We start from the raw sequence: 15,987 nt of genomic DNA on the forward strand, positions 1-15,987 counted from the left end.
GTCGAACGACACCGCGCGCGCCGTCGTGGACCCGAGGCTCTCAGGCGACCTACTCGAGTCAGCACCGATGCCGGCGATTGCCCATGGCGACCGCAGGTGGTCGGATACGCTCGCCCGATGGCGTCGCTCCGAGGTGGATCGCGCATTGACGACATGACGTCGGCGTAGGGATCCCTGCATGGTCCGCCCACGTTCTATCAGACGTGTCCTTGCCGACTTCCGTTGGGCATGGCTCGGATTCGCCGCGCTCGTGGCGTTCGTGCTCGGCTGGGTGGGCTACTCGGACCACCTCACCGAACTGTACGTCGAAGGATCCGCCAAGCATCCCCCGGTGGCAACCGACATCGCCTACAACACCTTCAAGCTCTTCCTCGGAGGATCGCCCGGCGCGACGGCGTTGCCGGTGACGCTGGAGATCGCCCGGATCCTCGCGCCGGTCGTGTCCGGGTACGCCGCACTGAGCGGGCTGGCCCTGCTGTTCCGCGACCGGATGCAACAACTCCGCATCCCGCTGATGCGGGGACACGTCATCGTCTGCGGACTGGGCTATGTCGGCACCTTGTTCGTGGACCGCCTGCGGAGAGCGGGCCATCGGGTGGTCGTCGTCGAGTTGGACCCGGCGAATCCGCAGTTGCAGGTGTCCCGGAGCTGGCGCAGTCCGGTCATCGTGGGCGACGCGCGACTGGAAGCCACCTTGCGTGAGGCCGGCGTGGAGCGCGCGGACCGTCTTCTCGCGGTCTGTCCGGACGACTCGGTGAACACCGAGATCGTCGCTGTCGCGCGGCGACTCGTCACCGGCCGGCGTCGCGGTCCGCTGCGATGCCTGGCGAGGATCGAGAACCCCGAGCTGTGCCGGTTGTTGCGTGTTCAGGAGGCGAACCTGTCCGCCGGTTCGCCGTCGTCGCTCGACTTCTTCAATCTCGAGGAGATCAGCGCGCGGCTGTGCCTCGACGAGTTCCCGATCGCAGTGGGGGAGTGCGACCAACCGCACATCTTGGTCAGCCGCCTCGACGCGGTGGGCACGTGGCTGGTGAAACACGCCGCGTGGAGCTGGTATTCGGACCGGAAGGACGACACGCCGCTGTGGGTCACGGTCGTCGACGATCAGGCCCGGGACCGCATCCAGGGGCTGCTCGACCGGTATCCCGCCCTCGAATCGACGTGCCGGTTCATCGAGTCGTCGATGTCGGTGCGTGATCTGGACCGACTCGACGCGATGCGTGCCGAGGCGGGAGCACCCCCCGTCACGCGTGCCTACGTGAGCGCGTACCGCGACGAGGATGCGATCGAGGCCATGCTGAGGCTGCGCCACGACGTCGGCCCGACGGTTCCGATGATCGTGGTGTTGTCACGTACGGACGGAGTGGCCCGATTGATCACCGACGCCACCGCCAGCGGCGAGCTGACGCACGTCAATGTCTTCCCGGCGCTCGAGCGAACGTGCACAGCCGAATTCGTCGCGGGTGGTTCGTTCGAACGAGTAGCCGTCGCCATTCACGATCGCTGGCGCGCGGGGCAGCTCGCCGCCGGCAAGGAGGCGCCGACCTGGGCGGAGCTCGACGAGTCGCGCAGGGACTCGAATCGGGCGCAGGCCCGCGACATGCCTGTCAAGCTGCGCAGCATCGGATGTAGCATCGCGCCGCTGCATGAGATCGGCGCACCGGCTTTCGAGTTCACCGAGGCGGAGTTCGAGATGCTCGCCGTCGCGGAGCACAAGCGCTGGGTCGCCGAACGCCTGGAGTCGGGCTGGCGTCCGGGTCCCAAAGACGTCGAGCGCAAGACCACGCCGTATCTGGTCCCGTTCGACGAACTGCCGGACGACATCGCCGATCTGGACCGCGACGCGGTGCGTCAGATCCCTGACGCACTCGCCCTGGTCGACCTCAAGGCCGTCCGGTCCGTCGACGGGCCGGCGCACGTCCCACAGCCGACGCTCGTGGGCGACGATCGGTAGCCGAAACAGATAACCGGACCTCGCTAGTCGGTGGGGACCGGCAGATCAGGGCAGACCTTGATGTAGTCCAGGTCGGGCGAGACCCACTCGTTCCACTGCTTGTGGCTCATGTTCTGAGTCAGTTTGTCGCACAACTCTTTGGACCCCGCAACGGCCGGCCAGACTCGGACGGTACCGTCTGCGCTGCCCGAGATGATGCGCCGACCGTCAGGACTGAACACCACGCTGTTCACGTTGTCGGTGTGCGCGGTCAACGCATCTCCCAGCTGCTGGCCGGACTCGACGTTCCACAACCGGATGGTCTCGTCGCGACTGGCGGAAGCAAGCGTGTGGCCGTCCGGGCTGTACGCCAGAGAAACGCCCCTGTCCTCATGGCCTTCCATCGGCTGACCGACGATGTCGAGCCCGTCGGCATCCAGCACCTCGATGAATCCGTCGACACCGGCGGCCGCGACGCGGCGCCCGTCGGGGCTGAAGGTCACGGCCCACACGATCCGCCGCGCCTCGCCGATCGTGGTGGCCGAAATCAATTGCCTTGTGTTGGCGTCCCACAACCGCACGGACCCGGTGTTGTCACCCTCGTCACCGCCGGAAACGATCCGGTTCCCGTCAGGACTGAACGCGACACTGTTCACCCGTTCGCCGTGTCTGTGCGGCTCACCGACGGGACGGAACGTCTTGACATCCCACAACTGGACGGTGCCATCGCGGTCGCTCTCTATGCCGACCGACGTGTCGCCACCGCCGATGGCCAGACGGCGTCCGTCGGGACTGAACGCCACGCTCGTCAGTGGCCCCTGCCCAGGGTCGATCGGCGCACCGACAGCCATGCCGGTGTCTGCATCCCACATCCGGACGAAGCCGTCGGCGCCGGCGATGGCCAGGCGCCGTCCGTCCGGGCCGAATGCGACGCTGGACAGCGGCCTGTCACTGACGACGAGCGGCTTGCCGACCGGGCGGCCGTTTGCCGCGTCCCACAGGCGCACCGTGCCGTCGTCGCCGGCCGATGCGATGCGTTCACCGTCGGGGCTCACCGCCACGCTGGTCACGCCTCCGATGTGGCCGAACAGTGGCCGACGTATGCCGACATCCCACAATCGGATAGTCCCGTCCTGCGATCCCGAGAGGAGGCGCGTTCCCTCGGGACTGAACGACAGCGTCCACACTCCACCCTTCTGCCCCAGCATGGGCGCACCCAGCATTCGGCGAGTGTCGGCGTCCCATAGCCGCACCGCACCGTCGCCGCTGCCGGAGGCGAGTCGGTGACCGTCGGGGCTGAACACCACGCTGAGCACCCGGCTCCCGCGTGCGGCAAGGGGTTCGCCGATCGGCCGCCCGGTTCCGGCGTCCCACAAACGCACATCCCCGTCGCCGCCCGCGGAGGCGATGCGGCGGCCGTCCGGGCTGAACGCCACATCGATCACTTCGCCGGCGTGACCGGTCAGCGAAGGCCCGGACTGTTTCCCCGTCTCGACGTCCCACAACCTCAGCGTTCCGTCGGCATTCCCAGTGACGATGCGCCGGCCGTCGGGACTGAACTCCACGCTGATGACCCTGTCCGGGTGTTTCAGCGGTTGGCCGATGGGCATGCCGTTCTTGGTATTCCACAGCCGCACGGTGCGGTCTATGCTGCCGGACGCAAGCATCTGCCCGTCCGGGCTGAACGACACCGCCCACACCTGGTCCTGATGGCCTGTCATCGGCTGGCCGATGGGTTGCCCGGTGTCGGCGTTCCACAGCCGTACGGTGAGATCGTCGCTGACGGAGGCGATTGTGTGACCGTCGGGACTGAAGGTGGCGCCGTCGATCCACTTGGTGTGTCCGACGAGATCCGGGCCCAGCTGAAGGCCGGTCTGAGCGTCGTACAAGCGCAATGTCCCGTTGTCCCCGCCTGCGACGAAGCGGCGGCCGTCAGGACTGAAGATGGCTCCGAAGACGCCCATTGCCGGGTCGATCAGCTTGAGGGTGTTGAACGTCTCGACTCCGACGGAGTACATGTTCTGATCGAATGTGTTCGGAGAGAGCGCGTTCGCGGCGAGTAGCTCCATGAGGGCCCGTGCGTCACTGCCCGGCCTGCTGCCGTTCAGCATGCTGTCGGCATCGGAGGCCAGCCGCACGCTCGTCGCCTGGCGGAACCGGTCTTGTGCCTGATGGCGAGCGCTCGTGGCATATACCAGGCCGACGACGGCAACCACGGCGACCACCGCGGTCATGGCGAGAACGGCACGCAGGATGCGCGATCGCTTGCGCAGATCGATCGTGTGCGCCTCGGCCTCCGCCTGCCGTTCCTGCGCATGACGTAATTCGGCGTGCCGGCGTTCTTCCTCCGCGGCCACCCGTTCGTTCTCGCTCTGCCGAGAGGCGTCGAGGTACTCGCGCACCGGCTGCATGCGTTGGGTGAACGTGGGAGAGCTCACCACGGTTTCGGCATCCGTGAGACGAGTTCCGGAGAGAAGCCATGCCGCATCTCTGTTGTTGGTCTTCCACGCTGTGTCGGCACGCTCGACGTCATCGGCGACCTGCAGTTCGTGCCGCTGCTCGCGAAGCCACTTCGCCAGCTCGTCCCACTGTCGCAGAAGGCTTTCCAACGCGACCTCGACCACCACGTGGTCATCGCGCCGGTCCTTGACCAGCAGTCGTTTGGCGACCAGCCGGTCGATCAGTGGTCTGCTGTCCTCCGGTAGGTCGTCATAGCGGGCCATCCGCCGCAGGGGCTGGTCGTTCTTGGGGTTCACCGTGGCCAGCCACGGAATGAAAGCAGATCGCAGACAACCGAGTTGAACGTTCCGTTCGTCGGGATCGGTCGCGAGGACCTCGTCGATCTCGGTCTGGACGACGCGGCGCATCCCACCCATCGCCTCGTACTGCGCGACCGTCAGTTCACCGGTCGAGCCGTAGTCGGCGTACAGGCGCGCCAACGTCAACGACAGCATCGGCAGTGTGTCGGCGCCCTCGGCGGCGTCGGCGAGAAGCATGTCCACGAGGGCGGGCGAGATCGCGAGGCGACGTCCCCCTTCGGTGGCGCGCGCAGCGGGGCCTGTGATCACTTCCTTGAACTGGTTGGGCGGCATCGGCTTCAGGTCGTCGAAAACCCTCGATTCGAGACCGGCCAATTCAGGATGGGTCTGCATGATCTCGAACCGGTCGGTCCGGATGGTCGCCACCACGATCAGGCTCAGAGGCCGAGCGTCGGTGCGTGCCGTCAGCCGCCTGAGCAGCGACAGCAGCTCGCCACCCTGCGCTCCGGCGTCCGCGGAGAACAATTCCTCGGCTTGATCCAAGGGCAGGATCAACGTCGGAGGGGCGGGTTTCTCGTCGCCGCGAACCGGATCGGGCAACCGGTCGGCCGCTGCCTGTTGGACGTCGAGCAGCAATGCGCGGAGGCGCTCGACGTCGTCGGTGCACGCGATCTTGATGTCGCCGAGACTGGGGGTCGGCATCCCCATCCTGTCCCTGGCGTGCCAGATCGCCGCGGCCAGACCGGTGTGCCCGGTGAGCGCGTTGCGGCCGGGCCGCACGGTGCCCAGGAGTGTGAAACGACGATCCTCGCGGGCCAGGCGCGGCAGCAGACCCGCACGGAGAAACGAGGACTTGCCTGCGCCAGAAGGGCCCAGAATGACGAACAGCGACTTCGTCTCGGCCAAACGCATACCGCGGAGCTCGTCGAGCCCCCTGACGATCGGCGCATCGCGGCCGAAGAACACCGCCGCGTCGACCTGTTCGAACGGCTCCCAGCCGCGGTACGGGGCGCGATTCACGTCCTCCGGCGGTGGCCAGACGAAGGAGGTCGCGCTGATGCCGGTCCCGCGGATGGCGTCGCGCAACCGGTACAGACCACTGGTGGCGAACGACACCGGCGGTCCGCCGCCGACGTCGATCGAGGTCATGTCACTTTCGCCGAAGAGGTCGCACCTCTGCCACTCCGAGGTGAGGTCGTCACCGACCGAAGGCTCGATCCGGGCACACAGGATCTGCTTGTTCAGATTCTCCGCAACGCGGTACTCGGTCCTGCACTCATGGGACGCTTCCCAATTTGCGGACAGCAGGCAGACCACGGCCTCACATCGGGCGCTTGCCTGCTGCAGCCTGTCCTTCCATCGCTCTCCCGGCCGAAGCCCCACCTCCGGGTCGATGTCGAGGAAGATCTCGGTCGCTAGCGCAGGCTCCTGGCCCACCATCCAACGCTTCAAAGCCAACGCCTCGCGCGCATCGAGACTCGAATGGCTGAGGAATATCCGCGACATGTGATCCTTGGGGTGGTTAGCTCGGAGGTTAAACCTCCCTGTCGGAGCGTGAAGTCCCTTTGCGGGAAATCGTCGTCAGCGTCAGCGGCGGGATTAGCCTCAATCTATGACAGCTGACGGTGCGGGAAGCGCCCCCACGCCGGGCACGGCGAAGCCGCACCACGGGTCGGTCGCGGACAAGCTGAACTGGCTACGCGCCGCCGTCCTCGGAGCCAACGACGGAATCGTCTCGACCGCCGGCATCGTCGTCGGGGTCGCCGCAGCCTCTGCCGACCGCGGACCTCTTTTCACCGCCGGCCTTGCGGGGCTGGTGGCCGGTGCGCTGTCGATGGCGGTCGGCGAGTACGTGTCCGTCAGCACTGCCCGCGACACCGAAAGGGCGGTGCTCGACCGAGAAGAACAGGAACTGCAACAGCAGCCGGACACCGAGCTGGACGAACTCGTCGGGCTGTATGAGGCACGGGGGCTGTCGCCGCAGACGGCGCGTCAGGCCGCCGCCGAGCTGACCGCCTTCGACCCGCTTGCCGCGCACGCGGAGGTCGAATTGCGCATCGATCCGCAGAACCTGACGAAACCGTGGCTGGCTGCGTTTTCGTCCGCAGCGTCGTTCACCGTCGGCGCCCTGCTGCCGTTCCTCGCGATCCTCATTCCCCCGGCGACCGCCCGGATACCGGTCACCGCCGTCGTGGTCCTGCTCGCACTGGCGGTCACCGGCTGGCTGGCCGCCCGGCTCGGCGGCGCGAAACCGTTGCGCCCGATCCTGCGGGTGACCGTGGGCGGCGCGCTCGCGATGGTCATCACCTTCGGTATCGGCCACCTCGTCGGCGTGCTGATCGCATGACGCCGGCCCAGATGCCTGGCACCGGCGCCGGATCCATGCCGGAGAACCTGGCATTCGGGGCCGCGCTGAGCTCACTGTCGTTCTTCTGCACTGCGGTGATGAGTGCTCTGGTGAGAGCCACCGAGGATCTCACCTCGACCGCCGTCATCCTGCGGCAGGCCGATGTCGGCGCGAAGGAATTGCAGTGAACCCACCGGACATCGTTTACAGCCACCAGCTGGCCGAAGAGATCCTCGAGTCGCACCGCCACTTCGCGCGCGGTGACGACGAGGGCTTCGACGGCTACAAGGCGCACGTCTACCGCGTGATCAATTTCGCCCGGGCGCTGGCGCCCGACGCGAACGACCGGGACGACAAGCTCGCGATCGCCGCGGCATTCCACGACCTCGCCGCATTCGACACGCTGGACTACCTGGTGCCCTCGATCGAGGCGCAGGACGCGTGGCTGCGCCGGACCGGCCGTGAACCGTGGTCCGACGAACTGGCGCTGATCGTCGCCGAGCACCACCGGGTGCGGACGTATGGCCCGCCACGGCCGCACGCGCCCCTCGTCGAAGCTGTCCGCCGCGCCGATCTCATCGACGTCAGCCAGGGCATCATCCGGTTCGGTCTGCCGAAGGCGTACGTGAAAGAGGTCCGCCGGGCGTTCGATGCCGGCGCCTTCTTCAAGCGGGTGATCCCGATGGGGACGCTGCGGGCGGTTCGCACGTTGCAGCAGCCCGGATTCCTTCGGCCCGGCGACGCACTGGTGCGCTCGGGTCACGGCGGGGCGGATCGCTGAGACATCGAATGGTCTGACCCTTGTGTCACCGGTCGTGCAGCAGGGGTTCGAGCAGCGCCATCTCCGCCAGGCTCACCCAGGACGGGTTGGCCTGCTGCGGCGAGCGGAACACCTCCATCGAGCGCAGACCGGGCACCGCGGAGAGTTCGTCGACGGTGAGCGGCGCGGTGAACAGCGGAATATCCACCGGCACATGCAATCGTCCGTGCTCGTCGAAAACGTCGCCGACGACCCGGCCGGCTCCCCAGATCCCTCGCCGGACGTGCGCCGACACCCAGAACAGCACGCGCTGATCCGGCCGGATGAGTGCTGACCGGTAGTTGTCGGCCACGCACCAGACCGGCTTCGCCCGGCCCGCTGCGCGCATGGGTTCCACGGGAGTCCTGTGCGGGTTGCACTTGATCACCCAGGCCCCCAGCGTCTCCGGGGTTACGCTGCGCCGCACTGTCAAGCGGTCAACCGATGCTCGCGCGGATCGTCTGAGCGACCAGGGCGGGGTCGTCGATCATCGGCACATGCCCCGCGCCCGCCAGCACCACGAACGTCGCCTGCGGCAGGCGTTCCCGCGCGATGACGCCGTTGACGTCGACGGGGAACACCCTGTCGCGTTCGCCCCATGCCAGCGTGACCGGGCACGGCAGCGGGTCGAGGTACGCGACGGCTTCCGGGGTGCCGAGCAGGTCGGCCGCGACCGCGCAGCCGAGCACGTCGTCGATCGCGGCGACGGCCTGCCCGTGGGAGAGCCGATCTGCGCGAGACGCGATGTCGCGGAAGGCAAGCCGCCGCGCGAGACCCGATCGCAAGGTGACCGACGACAGTGGCCGCGGTAACCGGCTCATCGTGACGGTCCGGCGGACGCGTGCGGTCGACGCGGAGTGCGAGCGCTGACCCACGGTCCAGAAGCCCGCCGGCGAGAGGGCGCAGACACTCGCCGCCCGTCCTCTGCGCGCGAGTTCGACGGCCATCCAGCCGCCCATCGAGTTGCCGGCGATGTGCGGCCGGTCGAGTCCGTGCCCGTCGAGGTAGCGTTCCGCCGCATCGACGGTGTCGGCGATGGTGGCGGGGCGCCGCCGTGCCGCGGGACCGCCACGGTGTCCGGCGGCGGTGGGCGCGTGGATCTCGAAGTCCGCGTCGAGCAGCGGTGTCACGTCCTGCCAGGCCGCGGCGGACATCGTGACGCCGTGCAGCAGCACCAGGGCGGGCTTGTCGGAACTCATCGCGGCTACTTTTCCACTACAGCCGCGATGGCGCGACGAGGGGTCGTCAGCGCTTCACGAGAGTGCGCGGTCTCGCGCAACTGACGCCGGCGACCTGCGGCGCCTCGATGGTTCGACGCTCGAGACGCGAGTCATGCTGTATCCGTCGGCCGAGCACTCGGGCGTCGCGCCTGGTCAAGGGGCGGTTGCGGTCCACCAGGAGGTCGAGTTGCTCCCAACTCAGGCCGTCGAGGTCGCCGTCTGCGTCGTGCGTGGCCACGACGACGGAACCCCGCAGCAGGGGGACGGTCTTGGCCGTGAAATCGGTGGTGGCCAGGAACAGTTCGGTGGCCGCCCGGTTGACGCGGCGCTGGCACCGGCTCGCCGACGGACTGAACCAGAAGTCGAACTGCCGATCGGCACTGGTCAGGCTGTGCAGGCCCTGGTCGTGGACGAGACGCTCGACATCGGCCCTGGTGTAGGCCCGGGTCTCATAGACGGTGCCGCGGGTGCTGAAGTAGAGAATTGTGTTCATCGCGATGATCCATTCGACTCTTTCTCGCCGTTGACAGCGGTGCGGAAGTCCCGCCCACTGTTACTGGAGTTACCCGTGTGACAACTGGGACAAACTCTGATAACGAAATCGGCACGAAAGTCATTCCGGGGGTCGGATCCTGACGGTGCCGACTCGCCGCCGCACGCCTCATGGCTGCCCTCGACGAGGCGCTCCGCAGGGGCAATAGTTCAGGCTTGACTTATATAAGTTGTAGCTTTACCTTCGGACTGTGCATGCGTTCGACGTTCTCGGAGACCCGGTGCGTCGCCGCATACTCGAACTGCTCGCCGACGGTGAGATGCCTGCGGGTGACATCGGTCTCGCCATCCGGCACGAGTTCGCCATCACCCAGCCGGCGGTGTCGCAGCACTTGAAAGTGCTGCGGGACAACGGCTTTACGACAGTGCGACCGGAGGGCCAGCGCCGACTGTACGCCGTGAACGGCGCCGCGCTGCGTGACGTCGACGAATGGCTCGACACGTTCCGGCGATTCTGGGCACCGCGCCTGGATGCGCTGGCGACCGAGATCGCACGTGGGAAACGACAACGACGAGGGAAGACATCATGATTGACGTCAATCATCAGATCAATGCCGTGCGGCGAACCGTCGGGGACACGGTGCATGACGCGGGGGAGGCCCGCGTCCTGACCATCAGTCAGGCCTACGACACCGACCAGGCCGACCTGTGGGACGCGGTGACGAACATCGAACGCATCCCGCGATGGTTCCTGCCGATCTCCGGCGATCTGTCTCTCGGCGGCACCTACCAGTTCGAGGGGCACGCCGGCGGCAAGATCCTCAGCTGCGATCCGCCCGAGAACTTCACGGCCACCTGGGAATACGGCGACAACGTCAGCTGGATCGACGTCCGCGTCACCAGCGACGGCCCCGGTCGAGCCCGGGTGGTGCTCGAGCACATCATCGCCGCCGACGACGACAACTGGCGGGAGTTCGGGCCCGGTGCGGTCGGGATCGGCTGGGACTCGATGCTGCTCGGTCTGGCGATGCACCTGAGCAGTGGTGAGTCCATCGACCCCGCCTTCGGGCAGCAGTGGCTGGCCACCGAGGACGGCCGCCGCTTCCTGCGGCTGTCGAGCGAGGACTGGTACACCGCGAACGTCGGCAATGGCGCGGACGCTTCGGCGGCGCGCGCCATGGCCGACCGGTGCCTGAAGGCCTACCTGGGCGAGGAGTAGGGTCGCGGCAACGCCGGATGCAGTTGTACTTCTTGGGCTTTGACCACGAAATGCACCGTCTTGCCGGGCTCGATGTCGAGGTCGGCCGCCGCGGCAGCGGTGATGTCGGCGGCCAGGCCCGTGCTCCCGTCAGGTTGTTCGGCCCCCCGGATCCGAACGGCCGTGCCATGGATGTCGACCTCGGCGATCGTCACTGCGATGACGTTGCGCGGGCTGGCGTGCGGCGGTTCGAGGTGGACGGCGACCGCACCGGGACGAAACAGCGCGATGGCTCCGGCGCCCGGTTCGACGTCGCCGATCCCGCGGACGTCGGCGCCCCAGGACGTGCGGATCACCCCGGGTTCGGTCACGACTCCGGGGACGAGATTCACCCCCGCGATCCTGGCCGCGAAGTCGCTGCGGGGCGCGGTGAGCACGCGACGGGCCGGACCTCTCTCCACCACCCGGCCGTTCTCGATGACGACGATCCTGTCGGCGATGGCCAACGCGTCGAGCAGGTCGTGGGTGACGATGATCGCGGTGCGGCCCGCGTCGCGGAGCATCTCACGCAGCAGTCGGCGCAGTGCCGGGGCGGCGGCGACGTCGAGGGCGGCCAGCGGTTCGTCGAGCAGCAGCAGCCGTGGTTCGGCGGCCAGCGCGCGGGCGATGGCGACCCGCTGCGCCTGCCCGCCCGAGAGCTGGGCCGGCTTGCGGTCGGCGAGATCGGTGGCGCCAACAGCGTGGAGCCAGCGACGCGCGGTGGCCCGCGCCGCCGACCGGGACTGCCCACTGCAGCGCGGCCCGTAGGCGACGTTGGCCTCGACGCTCAGATGTGGGAACAACAGCGGCCGCTGCGTGAGCATCGCGACGTGGCGGGCGTGAGCCGGGACGAATATGCCGGTGCCCGTGTCGGTGACGACGGTGCCGCCCAGTTCGATCCGTCCGTCGTCGGGCCGCAGCAGACCCGCGATCATCAGCAGCAGGGTGGACTTGCCGACACCGTTGGGGCCGAGCACCGCGAGGACTTCGCCGTCGCCCAGAGCCAGATCGAGATCAACGCCGCGTCCTCTCAGGCGCGCATCGACGCGCACGCTGCTCACAGTCGGCCCGTCAGGCGGCGGCCCGCCGAGGCGATGACGATCACCGCGGCGACGACGATGAGCAGCAGCGACAGCGCGACGGCGGCGTCGGCGTCGGTTTCGCGCTGGAGGTAGATCTCCAGTGGCAGGGTCCGGGTCACGCCCTGCAGTGAGCCGGCGAACGTCAGCGTGGCGCCGAATTCACCCAGCGAGCGCGCGAAGGCGAGCACGGCGCCCGACACCAATCCGGGAAGCACCAGCGGCAGGGTCACGGTCCGCAGCACCGTGGTGGGCCGGGCTCCGAGCGTGGCCGCGATGTGTTCGTAGCCCGTCCCCGCCGAACGCAGCGCACCCTCCAGGCTGACGACGAGAAAGGGCAGCGACACGAATGACTGGGCGAGTACCACGGCCGAGGTAGAGAAGGCGATCCGGATACCGAGCAGGTCGAGTTGCTGGCCGAGCAGACCCTGCCTGCCGAACGTGTACAGCAGCGCGATCCCGCCGACCACCGGTGGCAACACGAGCGGAAGCAGCACCAGCGCGCGCAGCACCGACTGCCCCGGGAAGCTGCCGCGAGCCAGGACGAGCGCCATCGGGATGCCGAGCAGCACACACACCGCGGTACTCGCCGTCGCGGTCTGCAGGCTCAACAGCAGTGCCGCACGCGAGGATTCCGAGGTGATGAGCGGTATGAAGTTCGCCCAGTCGATCTCGAGCAGGATCGCCACCAGCGGCACGATGACGAAGAGCGCCCCCGCGGCGGCGGGGAGGTAGACCCAGGCCGGCAGACCGACCTGGATCAGTCCATTGGTCCGCCGCGTGGTGGTCACGGCGCGGCGAAGCCGGCTGCCGCCAGGACTTCCTGGCCGGCCGGACCGGTGATCAGATCGACGAACGCCTGTGCCGCAACCGGATTTGGCGAGTCCTCGAGCACGGTGATCGGATAGGTGTTCACTGCGTCGCCGGCTTCGGTAAACGGGATCGCGGTGACGTCGTCGCGCGCGCCGACGGCATCGGTGACGTACACCAGACCCGCGTCGGCCTGGCCGGAGGTGACCTTGCCGAGCACGTCGGTCACGGCGGACTCCTCGCTCACCGGTGTCAGGGTGACGCCCGTCGCCCGCTCGACCTTCTCGGTGGCCGCGCCGCAGGGCACCTGCGGTGCACACACGACGACCTGCGTCCCGGGCTTGGCGAGGTCTGCGAATGTGTCTATGCCCGTCGGGTTTCCGGGCCGCGTGACGATGGTCAGGCTGTTGGTGGCGAAGTTGACCGGTTCACCGGCCACCAGGCCGGGGTCGACAGCCTTGGTCATGTTGTTCACGTCGGCAGAGGCGAAGACATCGGCGGGTGCGCCCTGCGTCAGCTGGGTGGCCAGATCGGATGAGCCGGCGAAGTTGAACGCGACCGTGGCCCCGGGATTCTCGCGTTCGAACCGGGCGCCGAGTTCGGTGAATGTCGCCGTCAACGATGCCGCGGCGAACACGGTGATCGGCGCGCCTGCGTTCGTCGAGGACGAGTCGCTCTGCGACGACGAACACGCCGCGACAAGCGCCACAGTGCTCAGCGTCGCGGCGATGCCGACGATCGACCTCATGAGGTACCTGCGGGAGTCTCGACGATCACGTTGGTGGCTTTGACGACCGCGACGGCGAGCACACCGGGTTCGAGGCCGAGCTGGCGGGCCGACTCGGTGCTCATCAGGGATACGACCGTGAACGGTCCACACTGCATCTGCACCTCGCACATCACCTGGTCGGCGGTCACCTTGGTGACGAGCCCGACGAACCGATTCCGCGCCGAACTGCCTACGCCGAGGGGGTCCGGTGGCGGCGTCGCATGTTCGCGGGCGAATTCGGCCAACGCCTTGCCGTCGATGACCTTGCGGCCGGTCTCGTCCTTGTGCGACGCGAGGCTGCCGCTGTCGATCCAGCGACGGACGGTGTCGTCGCTGACGCCGAGGATCACCGCGGCGTCCTTGATCTTCATTGCCGGCACGTCGTCACCCACTGGTCGGAGGCAGAACCGCATCTGCGGCGTGTTGGCGCCTATTCAACCATGGATGCGGAGTTACCCCCCGAGCCTGCACGCAGACACGTAGAGGCCCCTACCGGCATGTCACCAGCGGCCGTAGCGGATGACGTCGTCGAACGGGCGGCGATCCGGTGCGGTGATCGGCGCCAGCGGTCGGTCGGCGGGATATCCGATACCGAGCAGATACGCGACGATGCGGTCATCGGGCACACCCAGGATGGCGCGGGCTTTCTCCTGATCGCCGACCGAGGAATGTCCGGTGCCGATGCCGAGATCGGTCGCCGCGAGCATCATCGCCATCGTCGCCTGCCCGAGGTCGTACTGGTCGAGGGTCTTGCGACGCTCATTTGGCGGCACCGGCGCGACGAGCGCGATGGCAGCGGGCGCCGACGCGATGTGACCCGCGCCCTGCCACACCGTCGACAACTCCTGCAGCGTCGCAGGGTCGGTGACTACCACGAACTCCCACGGCTGACGATTCCTCGCCGACGGTGACCGCCACCCGGCCTCGGCGATGCGCCGCAGCGCCTCCTCGGGCACCGGGTCCGGTCGGTAGCTCCTGACGTTGCGTCGAGCACGCAGTGCATCCCAGGTCTCCACGTCGTCCTCCGTTCCGTGCGACTGCCACGTCATGACATGACGAGAACAACCGCGCTTTCGTCGTCTAATTCGATTGCATCACAACCGCGAACCTGCGTAGGGTTCGCGCCATGTCGAGCCCAGAGGCAGCCAAGGTGGGGGCTTTCGGTCACGCCGTCAGCCCCCTGGCCCGCTGATTTCATAGCCCCTGCGGTGCGCGCCCGCGCGCCACATGTCGGGGAGCTGACCGCGGTGACGAGACGTCCATCACTCGTCCTCACTCACCTCGGAGTTCTCGATGCCTCTTGCCCTCTATCTGCTTGCCGTGGCCGTCTTCGCGATGGGTACGTCGGAGTTCATGCTCGCCGGCCTGCTGCCGGACATCGCTGCTGCTCTTGATGTCTCGCTGGGTACCGCGGGACTTCTCACCTCCGCTTTCGCGGCGGGGATGGTTGTCGGTGCGCCGCTGATGGCGGCGTTGTCACGTCGGTGGCCCGCCCGCACCTGTCTGCTCGGCTTCGTGCTGCTGTTCGCCGGTGCACATGTCGTCGGCGCCCTCACCGCGAGTTTCGCCGTGCTGCTCATCACCCGGATCACCGCTGCGCTGGCCAACGCCGGTTTCCTGGCCGTGGCGCTCACCGTGGCGGCCACCCTCGTACCGACGGATCGGAAGGGGCGCGCTGTCGCGGTGCTGCTGTCGGGCACGACGGTCGCGATGATCGCCGGGGTGCCCGCCGGTGCGGCGCTCGGCGTTCTGCTCGGCTGGCGGGCACCATTCTGGGCGATAGCGCTGCTGTGCCTGCCCGCCGCCGTCGGCGTCACGAAGGTCGTCCCGAATCCGGCCGGCGACGGCCCGGGACAGGGTCGGCGCCCCTCGCTGCGGTCGGAGTTCGCGCAGCTCACCAACCCCGGACTCGTTCTGACCATGCTGGTCGGTGCCCTGGTCAACGGCGCATCCTTCGCCACCATCACCTACGTGGCGCCGGTCGTCATCTCGACAGCGGGCATGGGCGAGCTGTGGGTCCCGATTGTGCTGCTGCTCTTCGGTTTCGGGTCGTTCATCGGGGTGGCCGTCGCCGGGCGGCTGTCCGATCGGCATCCGGAAGCGGTGATCGGTGTGGGTGGTCCGCTGCTGCTGCTCGGCTGGGTCGCCATGGCGAGCGTCGCCACCGAGCCTGCGGCCCTTGTGCTGTCGGTGTTCGTGCAGGGAGCACTGTCCTTCGGGGTGGGCAGCACGCTGATTGCCAGGGTGCTCTACCAGGCCGCCGGCGCCCCGACGATGGGCGGGTCGTATGCGACCGCGGCGTTGAACATCGGCGCGGCAGGCGGTCCTGCCATCGCCGCGGCGAGCCTCGGCGCACACGCCGGCGCCCTCGGCCCGGTATGGGCGAGCAGCCTGCTCACCGCCGTCGCGATGGTCATCGCGCTGCCGTCGCTGCGCGTGATCGCGCCCGGTGCAGGCGAGGCGACCCGATGACTGTGCGGCTGGTCCTCCTCGCGGATCAGCCACTCGACCCGATTCGCCGAGACCGACATCGTTCGCGCAG

Annotated in this window: 16 protein-coding genes; 7 read left to right on the top strand and 9 right to left on the bottom strand. The window is 68.1% G+C overall.

Features of this window, described 5'->3' with window-relative positions; genetic code table 11:
• The first annotated feature begins 178 nt into the window (after positions 1-178).
• Positions 179-1,954, top strand: coding sequence for a potassium channel family protein (locus tag O6P37_RS19955; protein ID WP_269895711.1), 1,776 nt, complete (start codon positions 179-181; stop codon positions 1,952-1,954).
• A gap of 23 nt (positions 1,955-1,977) precedes the next feature.
• Here O6P37_RS19955 and O6P37_RS19960 read toward each other — a convergent pair whose 3' ends face one another.
• Positions 1,978-6,198, bottom strand: a complete 4,221-nt coding sequence (locus O6P37_RS19960) for an nSTAND1 domain-containing NTPase (RefSeq protein WP_269895712.1) — start codon at positions 6,196-6,198, stop codon at positions 1,978-1,980.
• A 106-nt stretch (positions 6,199-6,304) separates the two neighbouring features.
• On the opposite strand from O6P37_RS19960, the gene O6P37_RS19965 reads away from it, so the two are divergent.
• The 3 genes from O6P37_RS19965 to O6P37_RS19975 are packed head-to-tail and all read left to right on the top strand — an operon-like array spanning position 6,305 to position 7,820.
• The gene (locus O6P37_RS19965; RefSeq protein ID WP_269895713.1) at positions 6,305-7,039 is read left to right on the top strand and encodes a VIT1/CCC1 transporter family protein; all 735 of its coding nucleotides are present in this window, start codon (positions 6,305-6,307) and stop codon (positions 7,037-7,039) included.
• Positions 7,036-7,227 carry a hypothetical protein gene (locus O6P37_RS19970; RefSeq protein WP_269895714.1) on the top strand — a complete coding sequence of 64 codons (192 nt, stop codon included), beginning with the start codon at positions 7,036-7,038 and terminating at the stop codon, positions 7,225-7,227. The genes O6P37_RS19965 and O6P37_RS19970 overlap by 4 nt, the downstream gene beginning before the upstream one ends.
• Entirely contained in the window at positions 7,224-7,820 is a 597-nt protein-coding gene (locus O6P37_RS19975) for an HD domain-containing protein (protein WP_269895715.1), read from the top strand. The genes O6P37_RS19970 and O6P37_RS19975 overlap by 4 nt, the downstream gene beginning before the upstream one ends.
• 25 nt (positions 7,821-7,845) lie before the next feature.
• Here O6P37_RS19975 and O6P37_RS19980 read toward each other — a convergent pair whose 3' ends face one another.
• From O6P37_RS19980 to O6P37_RS19990, 3 genes are all read right to left on the bottom strand, one after another.
• On the bottom strand, positions 7,846-8,187 hold the full coding sequence (locus tag O6P37_RS19980; RefSeq protein WP_269895716.1) for a hypothetical protein: 342 nt from the start codon (positions 8,185-8,187) through the stop codon (positions 7,846-7,848).
• Positions 8,188-8,275: 88 nt separating this feature from the next.
• Positions 8,276-9,037 carry an alpha/beta fold hydrolase gene (locus O6P37_RS19985; protein ID WP_269895717.1) on the bottom strand — a complete coding sequence of 254 codons (762 nt, stop codon included), beginning with the start codon at positions 9,035-9,037 and terminating at the stop codon, positions 8,276-8,278.
• 46 nt (positions 9,038-9,083) lie between these two features.
• On the bottom strand, positions 9,084-9,551 hold the full coding sequence (locus tag O6P37_RS19990) for a hypothetical protein (protein ID WP_269895718.1): 468 nt from the start codon (positions 9,549-9,551) through the stop codon (positions 9,084-9,086).
• Positions 9,552-9,801: 250 nt separating this feature from the next.
• On the opposite strand from O6P37_RS19990, the gene O6P37_RS19995 reads away from it, so the two are divergent.
• Both O6P37_RS19995 and O6P37_RS20000 read left to right on the top strand, forming a co-directional pair.
• On the top strand, positions 9,802-10,140 hold the full coding sequence (locus O6P37_RS19995) for an ArsR/SmtB family transcription factor (protein ID WP_269895719.1): 339 nt from the start codon (positions 9,802-9,804) through the stop codon (positions 10,138-10,140).
• Complete coding sequence (locus O6P37_RS20000; protein WP_269895720.1) at positions 10,137-10,769, top strand: SRPBCC family protein; 633 nt, start codon at positions 10,137-10,139, stop codon at positions 10,767-10,769. The genes O6P37_RS19995 and O6P37_RS20000 overlap by 4 nt, the downstream gene beginning before the upstream one ends.
• Here O6P37_RS20000 and O6P37_RS20005 read toward each other — a convergent pair.
• The 5 genes from O6P37_RS20005 to O6P37_RS20025 all read right to left on the bottom strand — a co-directional run bounded on the left by O6P37_RS20005 (position 10,751) and on the right by O6P37_RS20025 (position 14,461).
• Positions 10,751-11,848, bottom strand: coding sequence for an ABC transporter ATP-binding protein (locus O6P37_RS20005; RefSeq protein ID WP_269895721.1), 1,098 nt, complete (start codon positions 11,846-11,848; stop codon positions 10,751-10,753). The two genes, O6P37_RS20000 and O6P37_RS20005, sit on opposite strands and share 19 nt — an antisense overlap.
• Positions 11,845-12,657 carry an ABC transporter permease gene (locus O6P37_RS20010; protein WP_269895722.1) on the bottom strand — a complete coding sequence of 271 codons (813 nt, stop codon included), beginning with the start codon at positions 12,655-12,657 and terminating at the stop codon, positions 11,845-11,847. The genes O6P37_RS20005 and O6P37_RS20010 overlap by 4 nt, the downstream gene beginning before the upstream one ends.
• Positions 12,654-13,424, bottom strand: coding sequence for a molybdate ABC transporter substrate-binding protein (gene modA / locus O6P37_RS20015; protein WP_269895723.1), 771 nt, complete (start codon positions 13,422-13,424; stop codon positions 12,654-12,656). Before modA ends, O6P37_RS20010 begins: the two co-directional genes overlap by 4 nt.
• Entirely contained in the window at positions 13,421-13,816 is a 396-nt protein-coding gene (locus O6P37_RS20020; RefSeq protein ID WP_276009793.1) for a TOBE domain-containing protein, read from the bottom strand. Before O6P37_RS20020 ends, modA begins: the two co-directional genes overlap by 4 nt.
• A gap of 129 nt (positions 13,817-13,945) precedes the next feature.
• On the bottom strand, positions 13,946-14,461 hold the full coding sequence (locus O6P37_RS20025) for a nitroreductase family protein (RefSeq protein ID WP_269895869.1): 516 nt from the start codon (positions 14,459-14,461) through the stop codon (positions 13,946-13,948).
• A 277-nt stretch (positions 14,462-14,738) separates the two neighbouring features.
• On the opposite strand from O6P37_RS20025, the gene O6P37_RS20030 reads away from it, so the two are divergent.
• Entirely contained in the window at positions 14,739-15,917 is a 1,179-nt protein-coding gene (locus tag O6P37_RS20030; protein WP_269895725.1) for a Cmx/CmrA family chloramphenicol efflux MFS transporter, read from the top strand.
• Positions 15,918-15,987: the final 70 nt, after the last annotated feature.

This window comes from Mycobacterium hippophais, assembly GCF_027529605.1.
GTDB classification, from domain to species: Bacteria; Actinomycetota; Actinomycetes; order Mycobacteriales; family Mycobacteriaceae; genus Mycobacterium; species Mycobacterium arseniciresistens.